The following is a 23,128-nucleotide window of genomic DNA, read 5'->3' as shown; positions in this document are numbered from 1 at the left end:
CTTCGCTGACTCCGCTCCGAGGGCCGCAAGGCCGGTCGGGCGACGACGACTGACCGGCCTGCTGCGCCACCTCCTCGAGTTCCAGCCTTCATGACACGTGCATTCCCACCCCGCCTCGCGCCCCGCCCCCACGCGCTTGCCGCCATCGCCTATGCCCTGATCGCCGGCCTGCCCGCTACGGCGCGCGCACAGGCCGCGCAGCCGGAACATACCTTGCCCGAGGTCACCGCCTCGGCCGGACAGGTCCCGGCCGGCAGCTTGCGGGACACGGTGACGACCGGCACCAAGACGGAAACCCCGCTGCGCGACATTCCGGCCGCGATCACGGTGATCCCCGATAGCGTGCTGCGCGAGCAGGGTGCGGTCGACATGAACTACGCGCTGCAGAATTCGGCAGGCGTGCAACCCCAGCTGGCCGGCGGCTATGGCTTTGCCAACAACTACACCATCCGCGGGCTGGGCACGCGCTTCCTGCGCGACGGCTACCTGGACGGCCCCAGCCAGAACGGCTACTACCGCACCATGTATGACGTCGAGCGCATCGAGGTACTGAAGGGGCCGGGGTCTGCGCTGTATGGCTCGGGCCAGCCGGGCGGCACGGTGAACGTGGTGACCAAGGCCCCGCTCAGCAAGTTCGGGGCCGAGATCGGCGCTTTCGGCGGCAGTTTCGGCACCTGGGGCACGTATGTGGATGTGGGCGGGCCGGTAAGCTCGCAGCTATCCACGCGCCTGATCGCCGACTACGAGAAGAGCGACGGCTATCGCGGGCTGTCGCGCGATATCAAGGAAGTCTCGCCCTCCTTTGCCTGGGCGTACGACACCAACAAGACGCTGACACTCGACTACGATCACCGCGACATCCGCATCGTCCCGGACAACTACGGCATCGTCTTCAACAACCAGGGCAAGATCGCCTCCGCACCGCGCGACGCGCGCTACTACAGCCCGTTCAACGACACCCGCCAGACCATCGACCGGGTGACGCTGAGCCATGACTGGCGCATCGATCCCGCGCTCACCATGCGCACCGCCTTCATCTATGACGAGCGCGGCCTGGACATGACGCGCAATGCCGGCGGCAACGGCGGCAACGCACTCAACCAGATGACGGGACGCGCCGCGCGCACGCAGACGGACGACGGGCACTTCATCCTCGCGCAGAACGAACTGGTCTGGAAGACGCGTACCGGCCCGGTCGACCACACCGTCCTGTTCGGCATGGAGTATTCCGACACGCATATCAACACGGTGCGCAACGGCTACAACCTGCCCAACATCGCCAACATCAATGCGCCAGTCGTGCCTGAAACCACGCTCAATGGCCTGGCCCCGGTCGTCTCCCAGGGCTTCAACCGGGTCCTGAAGCAGGAGGACTTCGGCGTCTACCTGCAGGATCAGCTGGCGTTCGGCGAGCAATTCAAGGTGCGGGCGGCGGTGCGCACGGACCGCGTCAAGTTCAGCGACGTGGGCACGCAGGGCGGCGTCTTTCGCAGCATCGGCGACACGCAGAACCTCACGTCGGGCTCGCTCGGCGCGGTATGGCAGCCGCTGCAATCGGTGTCGCTCTATGCCGGCGTGTCGACCAGCAAGTTCATCAACGTCTCGACCGAGCCCGCGGCCTTGAGCACCCAGCCGGAAAGCGCGCTGCAAAAAGAGGTCGGGGTCAAGGCCGACTTCCTCGACGGCCGCCTGCAGACCAACCTGGCGCTGTTCGAGACCGAGCGCAAGGACTACTACATCACGCTGCCGGGCGCATTGAGCCCGACGCCGGATGGCCGGGACCGCTCGCGCGGCATGGAACTGGAGCTGACTGCCCGCCCGCTCGCCGGCTGGACGGTGCTGGCGAATTTCGTGCTGCAGGACGTCGAGGTCAAGTCCAACGCGCTGGCATCCAACGCCGCGATGGGCGTCACCAACCGCAGCATCGCCGGCACCCGCCCGGCCGGGGTCTCCCGCACCGGCGGCCGGCTGTGGACCACCTATGACTTCCAGCAGCAGGCCCTGCATGGCTTTGGCGTCGGCCTGGGCCTGACGTACAAGGGCGACAGCTACGCGGACAGCCTGAACCTGTATCGCGTCCCGTCGTACGTGGTGCTCGATGCGGCGGTCTACTACCGCCGCAAGACCTGGGACGTGAGCCTGAACCTGCGCAACCTGACCGACAAGGCCTACTACGTCTCGCCGACCTTCTCGGGCGCGCTGCCCGGCGACAAGCGCAGCGCAATGCTGACCGCCCGCTACCGCTTCCAGTGAGGAACCCATGAAACAGCACGCATTTCTCGCCAGCATCGCACTTGCGCTCACCTGCGCCGCCTTCGTCGCGCCCGCCCGGGCTCACTATCTCTGGCTGGAACAGGACAAGGTCAGCGCCCACCTCTACTTCGGCGAGTACGAGGAGATGCTGCGCGAACGCTCTCCCGGGCGCCTCGATGAAATGCCGGGCCCGGAAATCCGCGCGCTCGGCCGGGACGGGCAGACCGCAGCGCTCACCGCCAGCCGCGAAGCCGGCGGCTTCCGTTTCGCCTCGCAGCCCCGTGGCATTGCCGTGCTGGCGAGCGAAGGCGCCTATGCCGTCAAGGACTGGACCCACGCGGGGCTCGGCGTGGTCAAACCCATGTTCTATGCCCGGCTGATCGGCGAGTCGACAGCGGCAGCCGAGGTGGCCACGTCGATGCCGCTGGATATCCTGCCCACGGGCAGCGCGGGCGAATATCGCGTCGTCTTCCGCGGCACGCCGCTCGCCGCGGCCGACGTGCGCGTCATCGCGTCCAACGCCTGGACGCGCGAGGCGACCACCGGCAAGGACGGCCTGGTGCGCTTCGCGTTCCCCTGGCGCGGACAATACATCCTGCACGTCATCCACCTGGAGCGCACTCCGGGCACGTTCGACGGCACCGCTTACGCCGCCGTGCGGCATCGCGCCACGGCAACCCTGACGATTCCCGCCGGCCCGCGGACGACGGCACCCGCCACCTGGCAGGCATCGCCGCCGCACTAGCGGCCGTGGCTGCGGCCTTGCGCACGCTACCGCCCGCTTCCTCCCAGCCCCGGCCGCACCGCCCCACAGGCGTGCGGCCAAGCCTACCGATGCCACCCAGAGTCGTCCGGCGCTTCGCCTCCCTTCATGCTTTGGCCGCCAGCCGGCGTGCCAGAGACTCCTTGCCCGGCGCCGCCTGGGGCGAGAGCGGCCGCCTGGCCGCGCAGGCGATCGCGGACAGCGGCTTGCCTGTGACCCTGGGGCGAATGGCCGTCTTGCTGGTTCTCCGGGAAAGCGCCGCCAGGCACACGACCGCCGAGCAATTGTGCCGCGCCATGGTGTCGTCCCCTTACCGGACCGCGCTTTCCACGTTCCGGGCCGGACTATACGAGCTGACCGAGAGCGGACTGATCTTCCGCGTCACCGTTCCTTCGGGCGACCACAAGCTGACCCACTTCTACGAACTCGCGGACCGCCCCGCGCACGAGCATCTGTTCTGCAGCGGCTGCGGCCAGATCGACGAGGTCTTCGACGCCGCGCTGCTTGCCATGCAGGAAGCCCGGCTGGCATCGGCGGGACTGCGCCCTGCCCATGTCAGGAGCGCGCTGGTCGGCCGCTGCCGGGCCTGCGCCGCGCCAGCCTGAGGCTTCGCGGAGCATGACGGTTCGGCTGGCCCGCCGCAGCGCGAACCCGGCCGCCGCGGCCACCGCGCGTTCCGCGCTCGACTGATAGTCGGAGTTCAGGCGAACGCTGCCGAAGTACGCAATGCCGGACAGGGAGTGCGTCGTCGGCCGGGACGGCCCCGATGAGCCCACGCGCGGCTGCGCCAATGGGAAAGAGGGTCTTGCCCAAGTCCATACCTGTGGACTTGGGCGAGACCCTTGCGTGTCAGCCCCGGCCAGCCGGCCGGACACGCAGTCACTCAGGCCATGGCGCCGTCGAGGTAGACATCGACGCTGCGCGCCGGATCGGACGATACGCCGCTGCGGTCCAGCCCGGCGACAGTGCGTGCGCCATCGGTGTACGGATCGACCTGGCGGGCACCTTCGCCGAAGCTGTCGAACTTGCCGGTACGAGCACCGTCGGTGAAGGCATCAGTCTTGCCAACGCGGAAGTTGTAGCCGTACTTGTCAGCGGACAAGGTGCTGTCATTTGGGCCAGAGGCCTGAGCGGCGCCGGCAATGAGAGCGACGGCGGCGACGGCCGCGGAAATGACGAAACTGCCGAACTTGAATCTCATGGTGTGCTCCTTCGAAGCGTGGGGGAATGAACGGCGCGCACGACGTTCTACCTTCCACAGAGCACGCGCCATGCCATGTGCCAAGCGGCAATGGGTGTGCGCGGAGGAGCCTAAACCGGGGAGCAAGTGATGGGGCGCAGCCAACAAGCGGCGCAATATGCGGCGCAACAGTGGGTCGCGTGCCAACACCTGGCCGGGCTCTGCACGAGGCGCCCGAAGGTAAGGTGCCGGCGCCATCCAAGGCCCGCGAAGGTGGCAATACGATGGGACGACGCACGCCTCCCGGAGGGTCTCGGAAGTAGCGGGAATGGCCGCGGCCGAACTGAATCGTGCGTGCGATGCCGCCGCCATCTGAGGATCCGTCTTCGGGCATCCCTTGCCCGCTGCATGTCACGGGGGCAGCGGCGCGGCATCGTCATCAGAGGCGTTGCAGGCTACGGCAAGTCGTCCAGCTTGACCGCAAAGCCGCGTTGCACGCCCGGCCGCGCGAACAGGGCGTCATACCAGCGCCGCACGTTCGGATAGCGATCGAGCGATACCTGGTGGCGCTCATGCCGCCACGCCCAGCCCAGAATCGCGAAATCCGCCACGGAAAGCTCGCCGGCGACGAACTCGACTTCCGCGAGCCGGCGGTCCAGCACGCCGTAAAGCCGGGTCGTTTCCTCCGAGTAGCGCTTGAGCCCATAGTGGCGGTCAGCCTCCGGTTCGACCGTGCGGAAGTGATGCACCTGTCCCGGCATGGGCCCGAAGCCGCCCATCTGCCACATCAGCCATTCCAGCACCGAAACCCGGTCGCGCAAGGCCGCAGGCAGGAACTTGCCGGTCTTCTCGGCAAGGTAAAGCAGGATCGCGCCCGATTCGAACACACTGATCGGCTGCCCGTCGGGGCCATCGGGATCGACGACGGCCGGGATCCGGTTGTTCGGGCTGATGCGCAGGAAGTCCGGATGGTGCTGCTCGCCCTTGGTGATGTTCACCGTCTTGACGGCATACGGAAGCGCCATTTCCTCGAGTGCAACGCTGATCTTGCGTCCGTTCGGGGTGTTCCAGGTGTGCAGGATGATGGTCATCGGAAACAGTAGGTGAAGTGTTGATTCGCGCGCACCTGCGTGCGGCTCAGCTAAGCGGCGCGGCGAGATATTGCCCGAAGGCGGCACGCGTACTGACGCGCTCGTACCAGCGATCCATATCCGGCAGTGCGGGACGTTCGATCTCGGCATCGAGCCCGTACCAGCGGCGCGCATAGGCGCCGAGCACCAGGTCGGCGAGCGTGAACTCGCCGCTCTCGAGATAATCGCGCCCCTGCAAATGCCTGTCCAGTGTCTGCCACAAGCCGGCCACGTTGGCGGCGTCCGCCTTCAGGCGATCCATATCGCGCTCGGCGGCGGGCGTTCGCACAACGCCCCAGAAGACTGGCCGTTCCGCTGGCTGCAGCGTCGAAAGGGACCAGTCGAGCCATCGATCCACGCTGGCGCGCAGCTTCGGATCCGCCGGGTACAGCGCTGTGCCCTTCCCGTACTGCATCGCCAGGTAGCGGAGGATCGAATTCGACTCCCACAACACGAAATCGCCATCGATGAGCGTCGGAATACGCCCCATCGGATTCATTGCAAGGTACTCAGGCTCATGGTTGCGGCCGAATTGCATGCCGGCGTCGATCCGCTCGAATGACAAGCCGAGTTCGTCGCAGCACCACAGCACCTTCTGCACATTGACCGAATTCGCCCGGCCCCAGATCGTCAGCATTTGTTGTGCCCCCGGTGAAAACCTCGCGTTTGCGAGCAAGCCCTCAACGATACACGACAGCCGAAACGGCATCGGTACGCCCCGGGGACGGGGCGCCGTCCCCGCCTCCGCCATGCCGGCAATCACGCGGGGTTGGCTACGTCCGACGCGGCGTCGGCTGTGGCTCCTTTGTCCCCGGTCGGGGCGCCAGCCGCTTTCCTGCGCCATGTCGCGGGTGGCTCGCCGAACTCCCGCTTGAACGCGCGATTGAATGAGGCCTCCGATTCGTATCCGACAGCCTCGGCGATCGATGCCAGCGACGCATCAGTGAGGCGAAGCTGCCGCGCGGCGAGCTGCAGGCGCCACAGTGCCAGGTATTGCATCGGTGGCAGCCCGACCAGTTCGGTAAAGCGCTGCGCCAGCCCCGAACGCGAGATGCCCACCTCGCGCGCGAGCGCATCCACGGTCCAGTCGTGCACCGGTCGCGCGTGCATCAGCGCGAGTGCTCGCGCGACGAAGCGATCGCGCAATCCCGCCAGCCACCCCTTGCGATCGCCGGCCATCGTGCCGACGTAACGACGAACCGCTTCGACGAACACCAGCTCCGCAAGCTTGGCCAGCACCGTGGCGCTGCCTGCCTGCGCCGAGGCCGCCTCCTCGGTCGCGAAGCGCAGCGACGATTCGAGCCACGACGCGCTGGATCCGCGCATGCTCACCGTGAACAGCCTGGGCAGCGCGGAAAGCAGGGGATTTCGCGAATTGTCCTGCATGGCAAGAAAGCCACACACCATGCGCGTGAGCTCGCCGCCGCCGCCGTGGACGAGCGTCATGACTTCGCCGGGCTTTGCCTCGACATGCTCAGCCAGGAGCGGCGCCAGGAATTCCGGCAACAGATCGGTGGAACTGCCTAACACGTGGGTCTCGCCCTGCGGCACCACGATGACATCGCCGGCCTCCGCCAGCAGCGCGCTCGCCGGATCGCCTGGCAGCATCGCCCAGCACCTGCCTTCCGTGACGAGATGGAACGAGACGACCCGCCCGGAGGCTGGCAGGTATGCCGAGCAAAGCGCCGAGTCGGCCTGCCCGATGACGCACCAGGGCGCCGAGAAGCTGCCGTCGAGGTGAACTGCCCCCGTCAACTGGATGACGCGCAGCACATCGGAGAGAGCATCCATGGCAGCAGTTGCGCAATGTTGGGGTCGCGCACAAGAAATCCGGACGCCCGGCTATTCAATGGCGCGCTTGCCGTCAGGATACTAGCCCCGTGCCTGAAGGCCAACACACGCAAGAGGATTCGGCTCAAGCAGGGCCGCACCGAGGGTTGCGGCGTTTCCCGCCAAACAGGCGGGCAATGCACGGCCTGTATGCGCCTGCTCCGGAAGAACCTGGCGATCCCGCAACCCATGCGGCGCTTCTTTGGACGCAGCCGGCCGCATTTTCACTGCAACACCACAGCAACACCAGCCCCAACCCCGTCTCCCAGGAGAGCAGTCATGTCCGCAGCCACCTCACCTTCCCTGCCCAATGCCGATCTCGCCGCACTCAGGACCCGGCATGCCGCATCCGATGCTCAGCTCCCTCCCTCGCAGCCTTATGTCGATTCCGCGCGCTACGCCAGATGCGTGGAAGTGTCCAGGCGCGTCCGGTGGGACATTGATCGCGATGTGCTGCGCCAACGGGATTTCGACTTCACGAAGAAATTCCTGCCTGACGGCCTGTCCTTCGTCGATCGCCTGCCGTTCCTGAGCGGCATCGAGCGTCGCCTGCTGTCGCAGATCCAGGGCCGCTCGTATGCCAACATCTTCGGCCTGGTAGAGCGGTTCATCGGCGCCAAGATGCTCGAGGTGAGCCGCGACCACTGGCTTGGCGACCAGGGCGCACTCGAGGCACTGGTGCGCTTCACCGACGAGGAGCTGAAGCACCAGGCGCTGTTTCGCCGGATCGAGACCATGATAGGCGCCCAGATGCCCGCGGGGTACCAGTTCGGACCGCGGCCCGATGACGTCGCGTCGTTCGTACTGGGCAAATCGACGTGGTCGGTGCTGGCGCTGACTTGTCTGATCGAACTGTTCACGCAAGCCCACTACCGGGCCAGCATCGCGCCGGACAGCGAGCTTTCGCCCCTGTTCAAGGATGTGTTCCTGTTCCACTGGAAGGAGGAATCGCAGCACGCGATTCTGGACGAGCTGGAATGGGTCCGTGAGAACGCCAAAGTCTCGCCGCAAGCGCGCGATGCAGCCGTGGACGACCTGATTGCGCTGGTGGGCGCCATCGACGCGATTCTGCAAGCCCAGTCAGCCGCAGACACGCGCTACTTCATCGCGCTTTGCAACCGGCCCATGACAAGCGCCGACATGGATGCCGTGACGAACACCGTTCTTGCCGCGTATCGCTTCCAGTACATCGCGTCGGGCGTGCAGATTCCGCGCTTCGGCGAAACGCTCAACGCGATGATCTCGCCTGCGCAAGCGCTCCGGATCGGTGCCGCGCTGGCACCGATCATGGCTTGATCCGCAATCGAAAACACGGAGCCCGAAATCATGGCAATGCCATCTCCCGGCGGATACCACCGCCAACGCAACGGTTGCAGGCGACTTGCACGGCGCGCCGAGACAGCAGCCGGCACAGGCAACAGGCGCGGCACCCGATCAGATAAAATACGGCCACCTAGCAGTTTCCCGAAACAACGGAGTGTTTTAAGTGATTCAACCGAGCAACGTATTCAAGGATAACCTCGCGCAACTGCCCGCCATCGACGGTATCGATCGTATCGATCTCGTCGACGGCAAGGGCGCCGTGGTGGCAAGTATCGAGAACAAGCCGGGCAAGCAGGGCTCCCTGGCGGTGTACCACTATCTCCGGCAAGCCTTCGGCGCCCTGGACGCCACCGCGGCCGAGCACGGCCTCGCGGTGTTTGCCGAGCACACGGTCGACGCGCGCAACCGTCCGGGTGCGCACCCGAACGTTGACCGCCTGCTCGCTATCGCGGCCGGTGGCGAAGCATTGCGCATCGACCTCGTCGCCACAGCCTGAACCGCTCAGGTTGCACGTGACGACGCCGATCGCTTGAGCGTGGTCAGCACTGCGCCGGAACGTGCCGGGACTCCCCGCAGCGTCGCCTGACGCCGATACGACGACGGCCTGACGACGACCTGACGACTCCGTAGCGTCATGCGCAAGCCAGCTTTCGGGCTGGCTTGCGTGAGATCGTGTGTAAAACCCGCGCGGGCTTTCCCGGGGCGCTGGACTCATTCCACTTCCCGGGCTGCGCTAGTGAGGTGGCGTCGCTTCTTTCTCTGCCCATCGCTTGCGGGCACGCCGGAAGTTGGCGCCGTCGCTGAAGCCCAGAAGCAAGGCGATGTCATCGGTGCTCATCCTGGTCGTCTTCAGGTACTCCGTCGCCAGGGAAAAACGCACATCATCCAGAATGGCACCGAACGACGTGCCCTCCGTTCCCAGGTGCCGCCGCAGCGTCCGGCTGGTCATGCCCAGCGTTTCCGCCACCGTTTCCATGCCCGGGAAGACGCCGGGTTCGCGCATCAGGATCTGGTACACCTCGCCAGACACGCCGACGGAGGTCTTGGCTTGTCCCACCAGCCGGTCGCATGTCTCCTGGATCAGGGCGGCGGAGTGCCGGTGGGCCAGCTGCGGCTTATGCTCGAGGATGGCGCTGTCGTAGATGAGTTCGTATTGCGGCTGCCCGAATGCGCAAGGGCAGCCAAGATACTTTGGATAGAGCCCGGCATGGGCCGGCGCCGGATACGGGAAGCAGGCTTTGACGGGCGGGCAGCTTCGGCCCGCGACGTCCTGCAGATGCGTGACGTGCTGCGCAAACTGCTGCTCGATCAGGAACTGGCGCAACTCAGCGGATGCGCTCGCAATGAATGCGTCCGGGAACGTCCAGACCGCTTTGTCGGGATATTCGGTCCAATCGATCGCCAGCGTCGGCGTTGCCAGCCGGTGGTATTTCACGCCTAGCCTGAAGTAGTCGCGCAGCGACAGGCAAGACATCAACGCGTACCCGTACATGCCGTAGGCCGACAGATGCAGGCGTGAGCCGACCTCGAAAGGCGTGGCCGGATCGCTCGACAAGTTCAGCGCGTTCTTGCACACGGCAATGTACTGGCGCACGGACGTCAAGACCGACGTGCCGGACAACTCGTCGGCATCGATTCCGGTGCCCCTCAGACTGTCTGCCGGTGCGATTCCCTGTTCGGCAAGCACCTCGACCAGCGCCGCGATCTTGTATGGCGCATGGATGCGCTCGTTATGCAGTGGAAATCTCGGCGCCACGGCGTCTCCCCAAGTTGTCCCTTTTTGCCTTCGTAGTGTCCGGAAATGACCTTACGCCGCGCATGCTATCGAACTATTATCCGTTCGACAAGAGCCGGCGCACCATGCGACCGCTTGATACCGAGACGATTCTCCCAATGAGCAACGCTAGCCATAAAGTCATTATTTCCTGTGCTGTGACGGGTTCCGCGCATGTCCCTTCGATGTCGGAATTCCTGCCCCTTTCACCCGCGGACATTGCGTCGCAGGCCATCGAGGCGGCACAGGCCGGAGCGGCCATCCTCCACCTGCATGCACGCGATCCCCGCGACGGCCGCCCGACGCCACGTCCGGAAATCTTCCAGGAGTTCGTGCCGGCGATCGCCCGCGCCACCAACGCGGTCATCAATATCACCACGGGCGGCAGCACGCGCATGACGCTCGAGGAGCGGCTGGCCTATCCGCGGCTGGCGCGGCCGGAGATGTGCTCGCTGAACATGGGCTCGATGAATTTCTCGCTGCACCCGGTCGCGGAGAAGATCAGCGCCTGGCGGTTCGACTGGGAGAAAACCTACCTCGAGTCCATGGAAGACATGATCTTCCGCAACACCTTCAAGGACATCAAGGGCATCCTCACCGAGTTCCAGGAACACGGCACGCGGTTCGAGTTCGAATGCTACGACGTCGGGCATCTCTACAACCTGGCCCACTTCGTCAACCAGGGCATCGTCAAGCCGCCGTTCTTCATCCAGTCCGTGCTCGGCATTCTTGGCGGGCTGGGCCCGGACCCCGAGAACCTGGCCATGATGCGCGCCACCGCCGACCGGCTGTTCGGGCGCGAAAACTATCAATTCTCGATCCTCGGGGCCGGCCGGCACCAGATGCCGCTCGTCACGATGGGCGCCATCATGGGCGGCAACGTCCGCGTGGGCCTGGAGGACAGCGTCTACATCTCGAAGGGCGTAAAGGCGAGGACCAATGCCGACCAGGTGCGCAAGATCCGCCGCATCCTGGAAGAGCTGTCGTTCGAGATCGCCACGCCGGATGAAGCCCGCCAGATGCTCGGGCTGAAAGGCGCCGGCAACGTGAACTTCTGACGATCCTGGCCGGGCAACTCGTGCTGGCGCGACCTCCTTCGCTCGCCGGCACGCAGGCCGCACTCACAGGATGCCCGTCGGTTCAGGCAGTCATGACTACAAAAAACAGATTCCTTCGTGGAGACATCATGGTGACGACCTCTCTTGATTCCGGTAGTGACGAAATGCACCGCCTTGCCACGCGCAAGGCCATACTGAAACTGATCCCGCTGATGTGCGCGATCTACTTCATGTCGTATCTCGACCGCACCAACGTGGCGCTGGCCAAGGTGCAGCTGGCGGCCGACCTGGGCATCAGCGCGGCCATCTACGGGCTCGGCGCCGGCATCTTCTTCATCGGCTATGCCTTGCTCGAAGTGCCCAGCAACCTGATCGCACACCGCGTCGGGCCGCGGCGCTGGATTTCCCGCATCGCGGTCACGTGGGGCGCGTTGTCCGCCTGCATGATGTTCGTGCAGGGCGAGTGGTCCTTCTACACGCTTCGCGTCCTGCTCGGGATTGCCGAAGCCGGCCTGTTTCCCGCCTTGATGTACATGGTCACGCTCTGGTTCGCGCCCAGGGAACGTCCGGTCGCCGTTGGCTGGATCTACACGGCACCCGCGATTGCGCTCGTGATCGGCAATCCGCTCGGGGGTGCATTGATGCAGCTCGATGGCGTGGGCGGCCTGCACGGCTGGCAATGGATGTTCCTGCTCGAAGGCCTGCCGACGATCTTCGTCGGCATCCTGCTGTACTTCAAGCTGCCCGAGCGGCCGAGCGATGCCCGCTGGCTGTCCCGCGCGGAAGCCCGGATCCTCGAAAGCCGTGCGGTCATCGAAGATCACGCACAGTTGACCTCCGCGCACTGGATGGCCGCACTGAAACGCCCCACCACCGTGCTCATCGGGCTGATCTACTTTCTGAATCAGGTGGCCTTTGTCGGCCTCGTGTTCTTCACGCCGGCGATGATCCACCAGATGCACGTGACATCGCCCCTGGTCGTTGGCCTGCTGTCGAGCAGCGTGGGCATCGGCTTTCTGGGCGGCGTGCTGATCCTGCCGCGCATTCATCGCCGCATCGATGCCGACTGCCTGTACCTCGGCGTGCTGACGGCGGGCCTGGCCGCGAGTGCCGGTGCGGTCTTCACCACGACCAACCAGACGCTTCAGATCGTGCTGTTCGCGGCCACCGCGTTTTTCGGCGGCGGTGTCCTGCCCTCCTACTGGGCCATCGCGATGAAGCGGCTGCAGGGCATCCATGCTGCCGCAGGCCTGGCGTTCATCAACACCATTGGCCTGATGGGCGGCTTCGTCGGCCCCTATCTGTTCGGGATGGCGGAAGCGACGACGGGCAAGAGCACCTCGGGGTTCGCCGTGGTCGTCGGCGCCGCTGTGCTGGGCGTATTGCTGGTACCGCTGCTCGCCAGGGCGATCCAGCTCGAGACACGCGGCACCGGCGGCGAGCCGGCGCTTGCGCAGGGGGTCTGACGCCGCATGCCGCCGCGATTGCGCGGCGGCACGCGGATTCGTATTTTCACCACGGGAAGGTAGTTCATGAGACTGAGCAGCAAAGTGGCAATCGTGACGGGCGCAGGCCAGGGCATCGGCGCGGCGACGGCACTGAAGTTTGCCCGCGAAGGCGCGATCGTCGTGGCATGCGACGTGAATGGCGACGCGGTATCTGCGGTCGTCGATGCGTGTCGGCAGGCAGGCGCCGACGCCCGGGGTTTCGCCATCAATGTCTCGGACCGGGACGCCGTCGACGATATGGTGGAGCAGGTTTGCGACTGGTGGGGCAGGATCGATACCCTGGTCAACAACGCCGGCATCACCCGTGACGCCCGCCTCCAGAGAATGACACTGAAGCAGTTCGACGATGTCATCGACGTCAACCTGCGCGGCGTCTTCCAGACCACGCAATCCGTAGCCGACCGGATGATCGCGCAAGCGTCCGGGGTCATCCTGAACGCAAGTTCGGTGGTCGGCCTCTATGGCAACTTCGGCCAGACCAACTATGCGGCGGCAAAGTTCGGGGTGATCGGTTTCACGAAGACCTGGAGCCGGGAACTCGGGCCAAAGGGTATCCGCGTCAACGCCGTCGCGCCCGGATTTATCGACACACCGATCCTGTCGACCGTGCCGGACGAGGTCCTGGCCAAGATGCGCGAACAGGTCCCGCTGCGGCGGCTGGGGCAGCCCGAGGAGATTGCCAATATCTACGCCTTCCTGGCCAGCGATGAGGCGAGCTACATCAACGGCGCAGTGATCGAGGCCTCCGGGGGCATGACGCTCTGATTGCGCGGATAATCGCTGCCCACTCCTGCCAACTCTCTTGAAAGACCAATCATGAATACGCTTGAGCTGTTGAAGCCCAGAGCCGGCCTTCGGGTGCTGGTGTCGGGCGGGGCCGCCGGCATTGGCGCCGCCATTGCCGAGGCGTTCCTGCAGGCGGACGCCACCGTCTACGTCTGCGACATCGACCCTGCCGCCGTCGCCCGGGAGAAGACCCGGCATCCGCGCCTTCACGCGGGCGTGGCGGATGTCGCGGACCGGGAACAGGTAGACAGCCTGATCGACGATGCCAGAGCCGCGCTGGGAGGCCTCGACATCCTCGTCAACAATGCGGGGATTGCCGGCCCGACCGGCCCCATCGACACGATCACGCCCGAGCAGTGGGAGCAGACGGTCGCCACGAACCTGAACAGCCAGTACTACTTCCTGAGGAAGGCCGTTCCCGTCCTGAAGGCAACGTCGGACAGTCCCGCCATCATTGCCATGTCCTCCGTGGCGGGACGCCTCGGCTATCCATTCCGCACCCCCTATGCCGCGACGAAGTGGGCCATCGTCGGACTGGTCAAGTCGCTGGCCATCGAACTCGGGCCTAGCAATATCCGCGTGAATGCCATCCTGCCCGGTGTTGTCGAAGGGGAGCGCATGGACCGCGTGATCTCGGCGCGCGCGGCGGCACTTGGCATCACCTTCGAAGCCATGAAGGAGGAATACCTGAGAAAGATATCCCTCAAGCGAATGGTGACCGTCGATGACATTGCCGCGATGACGCTGTTCCTGGCATCGCCGGCGGGGCGGAACATCTCGGGCCAGGCCATCAGCGTGGACGGCAATCTCGAGTTTCTGTAAGCGCAACCCGCGGCCCTGTATCAACGGGCGGCGTGGGTCCATCCAGCCTTGCCGGGCATCCGCCGCGGCGCCCTTGCCGCTTCCGGAGCGCATGCGTCCGTGCCTCTCCCGATGACTGAGAGGCCGGCCGGCGCGCCGGCGACAACTATCCGCGGGAAGCACACCGGCGGCAGACCGGCCAGCCCGGCGATGAGATGCCGACAGTCTCAGGGGCTGGGCACCCTACGCCCCGCGAGACACCTGCCGGCGCTGTCACGACACGACTTCGGTTTCGTTTGGCTCCCTGCCGGTGCTCGGACCGGCAACCTGCGAATTGACAGTGCGCGGGGACAGACCGGCTGACCACCAGAACGACAAGCTGCATTGCGTTTGCTCACTGAGCCGACGTCCGGCGCGATTGCCGTAAAGCAGCCTGTAGCAACATGCTCCGCAACAGCCTCGCCGCCGCGTGAAGGCATCGCAGCGCCTCGAATGCGCTGTGTCGTACGGGGTTCTCGCCTCAACACATCAGTCAGGCCTGGCGCCGCCCTCCCTCCCAGGTACCCGAGCAGTCCCGTTCGAGCTTCGCTCGCAGCATGACACCCGCAGCGCGCCTGCGCGGTGCCTCCAGGCTCACGCGCCACCGATGCCGCGCCGAGCGCCCCGTGCCCTCGATGTCCGGATTCGAGGGCGGCACCCCCCTCTCCAGACCGCATCAGCACCGGCCTGCATGGCGCCATCCCTGGTGTAAACACCTATTGGACTGCTCGCTCTCAAATAACATTATTGCATCACAACAGCATTGTTGCATTGTGAGTGTGAGGCGCGAGGGACATGCCGGACTCCCGGCGTGACGCGGATCGCTTGTTCTTCCTGGAGCGCGCCACGGCACCGCCGGTCAGAGTGCGTAGACCGCTGCCAGACCACTCACTTCATGCCACCCGAATTCCACCGCTTTACGCAGGTGCAATGCCGCCGCGCACGTCGCAGGAAGAAGCGGCTTCGAATTGGTACTTCCTGCATCCAAACAACATGCGACGAAGAACGCAATCTTCTTAGCAATCCACTGCTTATCCGGTTCAAAACGGCGCGCCGGAGAATTCAAGCGCCTACTGCAAGGAGACGACGAATGCTCATTCCAATGTCATGTGGTTCCACGGAGCCAAATCTCCGGGGAAAACGCCCCCCGCTCCCCCGTTGCGCGCAACGACCCAACCAGGGGATGCGCCATGAAGACTAACGACGGCATCATCCAGCGTACGGTCGATATCGGACATGTCCTCGATGAGGGTGCATTCTCGGCCCTGCAGAAAATCGTGGTGGTAATGACATCGCTGGCACTCATCCTGGATGGCTTTGACGGCCAACTGATCGGGTATGCGATTCCTGTGCTGATCAAGGAGTGGGGCATCAGTCGCGGCGCGTTTGCGCCGGCGGTGGCCGCCGGACTGGTCGGCATGGCAATCGGAAGCGCCACCGCCGGTCTAATCGCAGATAAGTTCGGCCGCCGGATGACGTTGATCGTCACCGTGCTGCTTTTTGGCACCGCGACATGTGCAATTGGTCTTGCAACGAATATCTTCACGATCGCCAGCCTTCGTTTCATTGCCGGACTGGGCCTCGGCGGCGCGCTGCCCATCGCGACGACGATAACCGCCGAGTTCACGCCTGCGCGTAACCGAACCATCGCAATCACAGTCACCTGCATCTGCGTGCCGCTGGGCGGCATGCTGGCCGGCTTGTTCGCCGGTGTCGTCCTGCCGCATTACGGCTGGCGCAGCCTTTTCTTCATCGGCGGCACTTTCCCCCTGGTTTGTGGCGTGTTGCTGCTTGCCGTACTGCCTGAATCGCCGCGCTTCCTCGCGCGCAAGCATCACCGATGGCCTGAACTGCGCGACTTGCTATCGCGCATGGCCAGGCCGACTGCCGAAAGCACCGTGTTCAAAGATATCGGCGAACAGGCGACAGAAAAACGGGCAGGCTTCAGCGCGTTGTTCGAGGCCAGCCTAATCCGTGACACGCTTGCGATCTGGAGCGCATTCTTCATGTGCCTGATCGCGGTTTATAGCGCCTTTAGCTGGTTGCCCACCATGTTATCGGCCGAAGGTCTTCCAATCGGCATTGCCAGTTCGGGCCTGACTGCCTGGAACCTGGGTGCTGTAATCGGTGGCCTGGGCTGCGCCGTGGCGATCGCGCGCTTCGGATCGCGTTGGCCAATGGTCATCGCCTCGTCGGGCGCAGCCGCGAGCGCGTTCTTGCTTCAGAGCGTCAACGCCGGAAAGAACACCGATCTCTTCATCTTCGGCCTCGGGGTTCACGGCATGTTCGTCAGCGCCATACAGTGCACGCTCTATGCCGTGTGCGCCTACGTATACACGACGAACGTTCGTGCGACCGGCACGGCATCGGCGCTGGCATTCGGGCGCCTTGGCTCGATTCTGAGTGCGTTCCTTGGCGCGATCGTCATTACCGCTGGCGGTGCTTCCGCCTATCTTGGCCTGCTGGGATCGGCAATGCTTTTCGTGACCGTCGCGTTGCTGGTAATCAAGCGGCATATCCCGTCGCTGAAAACAAGCCGCGCCGTAGTTGCAACGAGTTCGCCGTTTCCAGCCGAATAGCCGATTAGTTCTTCCATGAAGCGGGCCGCGCAACGGGCCCGCAGTTCACCCACAAAAACCAGAGGACCTTGGTATGTCATTGTCAAACCCCGAACTCCTGCATGTCCTGGCAAACTGCCGGAAGAAAGCGGCTCACATCGATGCCGCCGAATGGGAGATGCGTGTCGATCTCGCGGCCTGTTACCGCCTGATGGCTCATTTCAGAATGACGGATTGGATCTACAATAACATCTCGGCGAGCGTCCCAGGTTCTCCGCACCACTATCTGATCAATCCCTTTGGCCTCCTCTACGAGGAAGTATCGGCCTCCAATCTGGTCAAGGTCGACATACACGGCAACCTGGTCGATGACATACCGCTAGACGTGAACCCGGCGGGATTCGTCATCCACGGCGCCATACATAAGGCTCGCCCCGATGCCGTCTGCGCCCTGCATACACATACCGCCGCAGGCATCGCAGTATCGACCCAGGTGGAAGGACTGCTTCCGATCTCGCAGCATGCGCTGAGATTCTATGATCGTCTCGCCTATCATGACTTCGAAGGCGTCGCACTCGATCTCGATGAACAGAGCCGCCTAGTCCGCGATCTCGGCAACAAGAATGTCCTGATCCTGCGTAATCATGGCTTGCTGACTATCGGCGCTACCGTGGCGGATGCATTCAAGGAGATGTACTACCTTGAGCGCGCGTGCCAGATCCAGGTCAGTGCACTGGCGGGGCAAAGACAACTGACGTTGCCCTCGGCGGACGTTTGCGTTCGCACCGCCGAGCAGTTCGGCGGCGACACAGAGATCCTGCAAGGGCGCGACTGGCGGGCACTGCTTCGGCTTCTGGATCGGACCGACCCGTCTTACAAGGAGTAGGTTGAGCGATGTCCCGGTCAGCAGAGTCGTGAACTAGACCGTCGCACGGGTTCCATATCCCATTCGCGCCGACACCAAGGCTGGTTTGGGATCTGCCCCCCACTTGTTGGCCTCTTCGCACAACAGGGGAAAATATCCGGGAATTCGAGAGGATCGCGCTTGACGGCAACGAACTGGCCCCACGTTCATCTAACGCAGGTTTGTTAGGCTGCCGGCCAGGAGCAAGGCGACCAATGTTGAGCAGAGTACCCCAGCCTACGGAGACGGGCCTGTCAGTTTCTTTGTGTGCAGGGCAGTTGCCCTGCACACAAAACTTCTGACAAGCCCTCCGACCCCAGTGGCCGGCAGTCAGGAAAAGATTCCCACCGGACCATCATCCAGACTCACGACAACGCCTTTGGTATGCGTGTATTCACGCAAGATGTCATGTGCGAACTCGCGTCCGTAGCCGCTCTGCTTATAGCCGCCAAGTGCCATGCCGGGCCGGTGGTTGAAGTACCGGTTTACCCATACGGTCCCTGTCTCCATCGCCTTTGCCAGGCGATGTGCCTGGGTGAGATCCCGAGTCCACAAGCCTCCCGCCAGACCATAAGGCGAGTCGTTTGCCTGATGAATGACTTCCTCCTCCTCCGCCCAGGTCATCACACAGGTAACCGGCCCGAAGATCTCCTCTTGCGCGACCCGCATCCGGTTATCCACGTCGGTAAGCACCGTTGGCATGACAAAGAAGCCATTCTCCATGCCCTCCACGTGCGCGACGTCTCCACCAATCGCAACAGTCGCCCCCTCCTCCCTCGCGATTTTGAAGTAGCCACATACCTTGTCGAACTGATTCCTCGATGCGAGCGCCCCTAGTTGCGTCCGGGAATCGAGCGGGTCGCCTACCCTGATTCGGCCAATCACGCCAAGAAGCTTGTCGATAAACTCATCCTTGATCGACTCATGCACGAATACCCGAGAGCCGGCCAAGCAGACTTCACCCTTGTTGAACACCGTCGAGACTGCCGCCCCCTCCACCGCCGCATCCACGTTCGCGCTCGGGCAAACTATCTGCGCCGACTTCCCGCCTAGCTCCATGGTCTGCGGAATCATGTTCACGGACGCGTACTGAGAGATCCTCCTTGCCGTAGCCAAGGACCCGGTGAATGCAACTTTGCGCACCAGCGGATGCGTCACCAGCGCTTCACCAATCTCCGCCCCATATCCCGTCACGACGTTCACCACGCCCGGCGGAATAATGTCACTCATTTCACGGAAGAACTCCAATACCGCAAGACAAGCAGTCTCCGCAGGTTTGAGCACGACCGTATTTCCGGCAACGATCGCAGGGGCGATCTTTGCGGCCATCATCAGCAGCGGCACGTTCCACGGTATCACTTGTGCGCACACCCCCAGCGGCTCGCGGTGCACCAATCCGACGGCATCCGGATAGTCGCGCGTCTCGCCCGCGAGGCTGTAGGCAGCCCCCGAAAACAGCTCAAACTGCTCCGCGACGAGCGGAATATCCCAAAAGCTGGCCTCGCTGATGGTCTTTCCGTTGCTCAAGGTCTCCATCAAGGCATAGTCTTTCTGCCTGGCGCGCACGCGGCGAGCGAACTCAAGCAGTAGCGCCTGCCGCTGCGCCGCACCGGACCGCGACCAGGATCTGAACGCCAGCGCGGCAGCCTCCACTGCCCGGTCCACGTCCTTCTTCCCACCCGACTGGATTCGGCTCAACACGCTTCCGGTCGATGGATTGATCTGATCAATCGTCCCTCCTTCGATTGATGCAACCCATTCCCCGCCTATGAAATGCCTATACTCATCCTGAAAACGATATGCTCCACTCATTTCATCGATCTTAGACATACGATCTTCCCTTAACGCATTCAGTATTCCCCGGATCGCATCTTCGCCGGCCGTCAACTATTTGCGATCCGTACGAAGTCAGCGACGAAACGCAAAGGCGGACGTCATCATCCCGGCCAGACCCGTTTCGTCCGCCATTTCCCCAGCAGCGGCTTTCAGTCGACTATTGTCACCTCGACAAGAAATGGTTCATTCGACCTCAATGCGATCTCCAGATCGCGATGAAGCTCTCCCGGATCTGACACCCGCTTTCCGTTCCATCCTTGTGCCCTTGCCAAAGCCACAAAATCGATGGCTGGAATACTTGTTCCAACGGGTTCTGGCAGATCGAAGTGCGCTGCATAGTTTTCAAGTGCCGCATACCGCTGGTTATTTACGATGATCATCGTCATCGGGAGTTTTAGCTGCGCCGCTGTCCAAAGCGACTGGATCGCGTACATGCTTGATCCGTCGCCAAACAGGCCGATCGTCCGGCGGCTCGGATCAGCGAGTGCGACGCCGACCGATGCGGGCATGGCATGCCCCAGCCCCCCGCTCGAACATGTAAAGAAACTCTTGGGTTCATTGATGTGGAGGTAACTCTGCATCGCGATACGGCTGGAGGCCGCCTCCTCAACCACCACACTGTTTGCGGGGCGACTCTCCGACAACGTCTGCATCAGGAAGGCCGTGCTAATGCCGCTGCCCATGCTCACGCGGGGAGGCGATTGGCGGCCGCGGCGCCGGGGCGGAGCGGCGGCGGTATTGCAGGCCAGCAGGTCTCGAACACCGAGGCGAAGGGTGCATCGAATCGAGGTACCTTCGGCGCATCCCGCTGCATGGTCCGGATCGTCCGTTAGCTGATACAGTTTCGAGCCGACCGGAATGTGAGGCCCCACCCCTGCCGCATGGTAAGAAAATACCGGGGCGCCCACGACACAGATAACGTCATGATCGTGGAGACACTCAACGATTCGTTCGCGATACGGTGGCAGGAATCCCGCAAATAACGCGTGGTCTTCCGGGAAACTGCAACGCGCCGACATGGGGCTGACCCAGACATGCCCCTGATATTGCTCCGCAAGCCTCAGCATATCCCCCCAGGCGCCGTCGCGATCAACACCGGCGCCAACCACGAACACCGGGTTGCGTGCGGTTTTCAAGGCCTCCGCAAGACCGGCAATCGCCTGCGGGTCGGGACGCAACCCGAAGCTAACCTCGCGTGTCGCAACAAGGGAAGCGGGCCTGTTCCAGTCATCCATCGGGATGGACACAAAGGTTGGTCCGCGGGGAGCCTGCATGGCGATGTAGTAGGCGCGAGCGATAGCCGCGGGGACATCCTCAGCTCTCGCCGGCTCGCACGCCCATTTAACGTAGGGTTTTGGGAGCTCCGTCGGCTGCGCCGAGAACAAGAAGGGGTCATACGGAAGAATTGACCTGTCTTGCTGGCCTGCGGTGATCACCAAGGGCGTTTGATTCTTGAAAGCCGTGTATATATTTCCCATTGCATGCCCCACCCCGGCTGCAGAATGAAGATTCACCAGGGCGGCGCCTCCACTTGCTTGGGCGAATCCATCGGCCATGCCGACCACCACCGACTCCTGTAATCCCAGGATGTACCTGAAATCTTCGGGGAAATCGTGGAACATCGGTAGCTCCGTGGTTCCAGGATTGCCAAATATCGTGGTCATATTCAACGAACGAAGCAGTTCAAACACTGCCTGTCGTACCGTGCATTCATCCTGCGGAATGCCCGCGCCCGGTCTCGCGATAGCATCGATGTCACTCATTTCATCGTGGCGTGGATTCAACATCAAATTACCCTCCGTTGTTGCACTAAGCCCAGTGTGGCAATGGGAATTACGAATTTCCTTTTTGACCGGACATGCCAACGTGCGGATGCATCGCGCTCCGGCGTGGTCGTCGCGGCCAAATCAGATGAAGTTGTGGTTAGTTCGCCGGAATCGAGGTTGATCTCGCTATCCTTGCTCGCGGCGTCTTCGCCGCCGTGACAGGTCCGCGCGAAGATTCATATGCCGTGTCCGATACAACGACAAACAGGCGAAAACTGGTGTGTACTGGTAGTGATTCTGCACACGTCCATCTGGCGCCCTGGTCAGAAGATATGTTTGATCCCCACCATCAGCCCAAGTTGGTTTCCCCCAGAAGCCGGATTTGAACCGGCTGCCGCGCTACTGACGGAAATGGCCAGGTCACCTCGATTGTCAATGTAGCCGACGCTCCCGTAGACCCTCGTTCGCTTTGAAAAATCATAGGTCGTTCGAGCCACGAATAGCCACGCCTTGTTCGGACTATTGGAGAACTTCAGGTAATGGGCCTCCGTGTCGATATTCCAGGCAGGCGTGATGGCGAGTGACCCGCCGACAAACCACAAGTTGCTGCGGGGAGTCGTACTTCCCTTGTTGTCTCGCCGGATCACGCCCGCGCCAAGCTTGGCGTTGCCAACAAGTGCGTAGCCGTTGATGGTAAAGCGATCGTCGGTGAGACTGCTCCTGGTGAGGCCGCCAAACGCGCCCGGCCCGCCTCGCATTGAATCGTAGGCGGTGCTAACACCCCAATTCCGGGTTTCGTACTGCAATAGAACTGACCACTCCGTGCAGGCGCGTTTATCCGCCGGATTTTCGCCAGCACAATTGGTTCCCGCAGGACTCGACGCATTGGCGACATCCCTGCCAAAGCTATAGGTTGCTCCTGCCGTCATGCCTCCGAACTTGCCCTTATACGAAATAGTATTGTCGCTTCGCGCGTTCGCGATCCCCGGATCTAGGGACGCCGAACCGAACGCGTTCGGCCCCAGAAGATCCGCGTCAAGTGTTGACCAGAACAGCATGGTGTATTGCCTGCCAAACGCCACTTGCCCCCACAAGCCATTAAGCCCGACATAGGCTTGGCGACCAAAGAGCCGTCCGGCCTGATTGGACACTCCGCTGTCGGGTGAGAATCCGGACTCAAGGACGAAGACCGCATTCACACCCCCACCCAGGTCTTCGGTGCCGCGGATGCCCCAGCGGGACGGAACTGAACCAGTCGTGCCCGGAATTCGGACCACGCTATCCTTTTTCGCACCAATGTTGTTGACATACTCAATGCCGGTGTCAACTACGCCATACAAAGTCACAGACTGTGCAGCGGAAATCAATGGGAACGACATCAATGCAGTCATTGCGACGTAATTTAACTTCATGGTTCTCCTCCATTTTTTTAATGCACTTGTTGTATGGTTTAAAGAGGCAGTGGCGACTGCGGTGCAGGTCGGCAGACTTGATGCTGAATCCCCAGTCAAGTGCTCTTCGTTGCCAGGTGGTTAGTTCGAAACCGTTGTCGCGTGCGTTCGCAGGCGAGGTTTTTTTCGCAAGACGTTGGGCATGGTCAGATCGCCCGGTCGCTCGAA

Annotated in this window: 19 protein-coding genes; 11 read left to right on the top strand and 8 right to left on the bottom strand. The window is 63.1% G+C overall.

Going from position 1 to position 23,128, the window contains the following annotated elements; genetic code table 11:
• Window positions 1–90 precede the first annotated feature (90 nt).
• The 3 genes from AC1DKV_RS13680 to AC1DKV_RS13670 all read left to right on the top strand — a co-directional run bounded on the left by AC1DKV_RS13680 (window position 91) and on the right by AC1DKV_RS13670 (window position 3,621).
• The gene (locus tag AC1DKV_RS13680) at window positions 91–2,253 is read left to right on the top strand and encodes a TonB-dependent receptor (RefSeq protein WP_441616559.1); all 2,163 of its coding nucleotides are present in this window, start codon (window positions 91–93) and stop codon (window positions 2,251–2,253) included.
• 7 nt (window positions 2,254–2,260) lie between these two features.
• Window positions 2,261–2,998, top strand: coding sequence for a DUF4198 domain-containing protein (locus AC1DKV_RS13675; protein ID WP_441616557.1), 738 nt, complete (start codon window positions 2,261–2,263; stop codon window positions 2,996–2,998).
• A 161-nt stretch (window positions 2,999–3,159) separates the two neighbouring features.
• Entirely contained in the window at window positions 3,160–3,621 is a 462-nt protein-coding gene (locus AC1DKV_RS13670; protein ID WP_441616555.1) for a Fur family transcriptional regulator, read from the top strand.
• 278 nt (window positions 3,622–3,899) lie between these two features.
• On the opposite strand, the gene AC1DKV_RS13665 is transcribed toward AC1DKV_RS13670, so the two are convergent.
• From AC1DKV_RS13665 to AC1DKV_RS13650, 4 genes are all read right to left on the bottom strand, one after another.
• Window positions 3,900–4,217 (bottom strand): hypothetical protein, encoded by a 318-nt coding sequence (locus AC1DKV_RS13665; protein WP_441616553.1) that lies wholly within the window; start codon window positions 4,215–4,217, stop codon window positions 3,900–3,902.
• Between the two features lie 434 nt (window positions 4,218–4,651).
• Window positions 4,652–5,287: a glutathione S-transferase family protein gene (locus AC1DKV_RS13660; RefSeq protein ID WP_441616828.1), complete on the bottom strand. Its 636-nt coding sequence runs from the start codon at window positions 5,285–5,287 to the stop codon at window positions 4,652–4,654.
• A gap of 46 nt (window positions 5,288–5,333) precedes the next feature.
• Entirely contained in the window at window positions 5,334–5,963 is a 630-nt protein-coding gene (locus AC1DKV_RS13655) for a glutathione S-transferase family protein (protein ID WP_441616551.1), read from the bottom strand.
• A 122-nt stretch (window positions 5,964–6,085) separates the two neighbouring features.
• Window positions 6,086–7,117 carry an AraC family transcriptional regulator gene (locus AC1DKV_RS13650; protein ID WP_441616549.1) on the bottom strand — a complete coding sequence of 344 codons (1,032 nt, stop codon included), beginning with the start codon at window positions 7,115–7,117 and terminating at the stop codon, window positions 6,086–6,088.
• A 318-nt stretch (window positions 7,118–7,435) separates the two neighbouring features.
• On the opposite strand from AC1DKV_RS13650, the gene AC1DKV_RS13645 reads away from it, so the two are divergent.
• Both AC1DKV_RS13645 and AC1DKV_RS13640 read left to right on the top strand, forming a co-directional pair.
• Complete coding sequence (locus AC1DKV_RS13645) at window positions 7,436–8,452, top strand: hypothetical protein (protein ID WP_441649926.1); 1,017 nt, start codon at window positions 7,436–7,438, stop codon at window positions 8,450–8,452.
• A 190-nt stretch (window positions 8,453–8,642) separates the two neighbouring features.
• Complete coding sequence (locus tag AC1DKV_RS13640; RefSeq protein ID WP_441616545.1) at window positions 8,643–8,975, top strand: DUF2322 family protein; 333 nt, start codon at window positions 8,643–8,645, stop codon at window positions 8,973–8,975.
• 237 nt (window positions 8,976–9,212) lie between these two features.
• Here the strand turns inward: AC1DKV_RS13640 and AC1DKV_RS13635 are convergent, their stop codons facing one another.
• Window positions 9,213–10,235: an AraC family transcriptional regulator gene (locus tag AC1DKV_RS13635; protein WP_441616543.1), complete on the bottom strand. Its 1,023-nt coding sequence runs from the start codon at window positions 10,233–10,235 to the stop codon at window positions 9,213–9,215.
• Window positions 10,236–10,372: 137 nt separating this feature from the next.
• On the opposite strand from AC1DKV_RS13635, the gene kce reads away from it, so the two are divergent.
• From kce to AC1DKV_RS13605, 6 genes are all read left to right on the top strand, one after another.
• On the top strand, window positions 10,373–11,311 hold the full coding sequence (gene kce, locus AC1DKV_RS13630) for a 3,5-dioxohexanoate:acetyl-CoA acetone transferase (protein ID WP_441616541.1): 939 nt from the start codon (window positions 10,373–10,375) through the stop codon (window positions 11,309–11,311).
• 128 nt (window positions 11,312–11,439) lie between these two features.
• Window positions 11,440–12,777 carry an MFS transporter gene (locus tag AC1DKV_RS13625; RefSeq protein ID WP_441643331.1) on the top strand — a complete coding sequence of 446 codons (1,338 nt, stop codon included), beginning with the start codon at window positions 11,440–11,442 and terminating at the stop codon, window positions 12,775–12,777.
• A 66-nt stretch (window positions 12,778–12,843) separates the two neighbouring features.
• The gene (gene fabG / locus AC1DKV_RS13620; protein ID WP_441616537.1) at window positions 12,844–13,584 is read left to right on the top strand and encodes a 3-oxoacyl-[acyl-carrier-protein] reductase; all 741 of its coding nucleotides are present in this window, start codon (window positions 12,844–12,846) and stop codon (window positions 13,582–13,584) included.
• Window positions 13,585–13,635: 51 nt separating this feature from the next.
• Window positions 13,636–14,427, top strand: a complete 792-nt coding sequence (locus tag AC1DKV_RS13615; RefSeq protein WP_441616535.1) for an SDR family oxidoreductase — start codon at window positions 13,636–13,638, stop codon at window positions 14,425–14,427.
• Between the two features lie 1,208 nt (window positions 14,428–15,635).
• Entirely contained in the window at window positions 15,636–17,024 is a 1,389-nt protein-coding gene (locus AC1DKV_RS13610; protein ID WP_441616533.1) for an MFS transporter, read from the top strand.
• Between the two features lie 73 nt (window positions 17,025–17,097).
• Complete coding sequence (locus AC1DKV_RS13605) at window positions 17,098–17,889, top strand: class II aldolase/adducin family protein (RefSeq protein WP_477137621.1); 792 nt, start codon at window positions 17,098–17,100, stop codon at window positions 17,887–17,889.
• 348 nt (window positions 17,890–18,237) lie between these two features.
• Here the strand turns inward: AC1DKV_RS13605 and AC1DKV_RS13600 are convergent, their stop codons facing one another.
• From AC1DKV_RS13600 to AC1DKV_RS13590, 3 genes are all read right to left on the bottom strand, one after another.
• Window positions 18,238–19,737, bottom strand: a complete 1,500-nt coding sequence (locus tag AC1DKV_RS13600; protein WP_441616529.1) for an aldehyde dehydrogenase family protein — start codon at window positions 19,735–19,737, stop codon at window positions 18,238–18,240.
• Window positions 19,738–19,892: 155 nt separating this feature from the next.
• Window positions 19,893–21,506: a benzoylformate decarboxylase gene (gene mdlC / locus AC1DKV_RS13595; RefSeq protein ID WP_441616826.1), complete on the bottom strand. Its 1,614-nt coding sequence runs from the start codon at window positions 21,504–21,506 to the stop codon at window positions 19,893–19,895.
• 326 nt (window positions 21,507–21,832) lie between these two features.
• Complete coding sequence (locus AC1DKV_RS13590; RefSeq protein ID WP_441616527.1) at window positions 21,833–22,921, bottom strand: porin; 1,089 nt, start codon at window positions 22,919–22,921, stop codon at window positions 21,833–21,835.
• Window positions 22,922–23,128: the final 207 nt, after the last annotated feature.

It is taken from the genome of Cupriavidus sp. 05T41, from assembly GCF_056396525.1.
The sequence above is the reverse complement of the archived record's forward strand: the minus strand, read 5'-3'. Positions and strand labels throughout refer to the sequence as shown.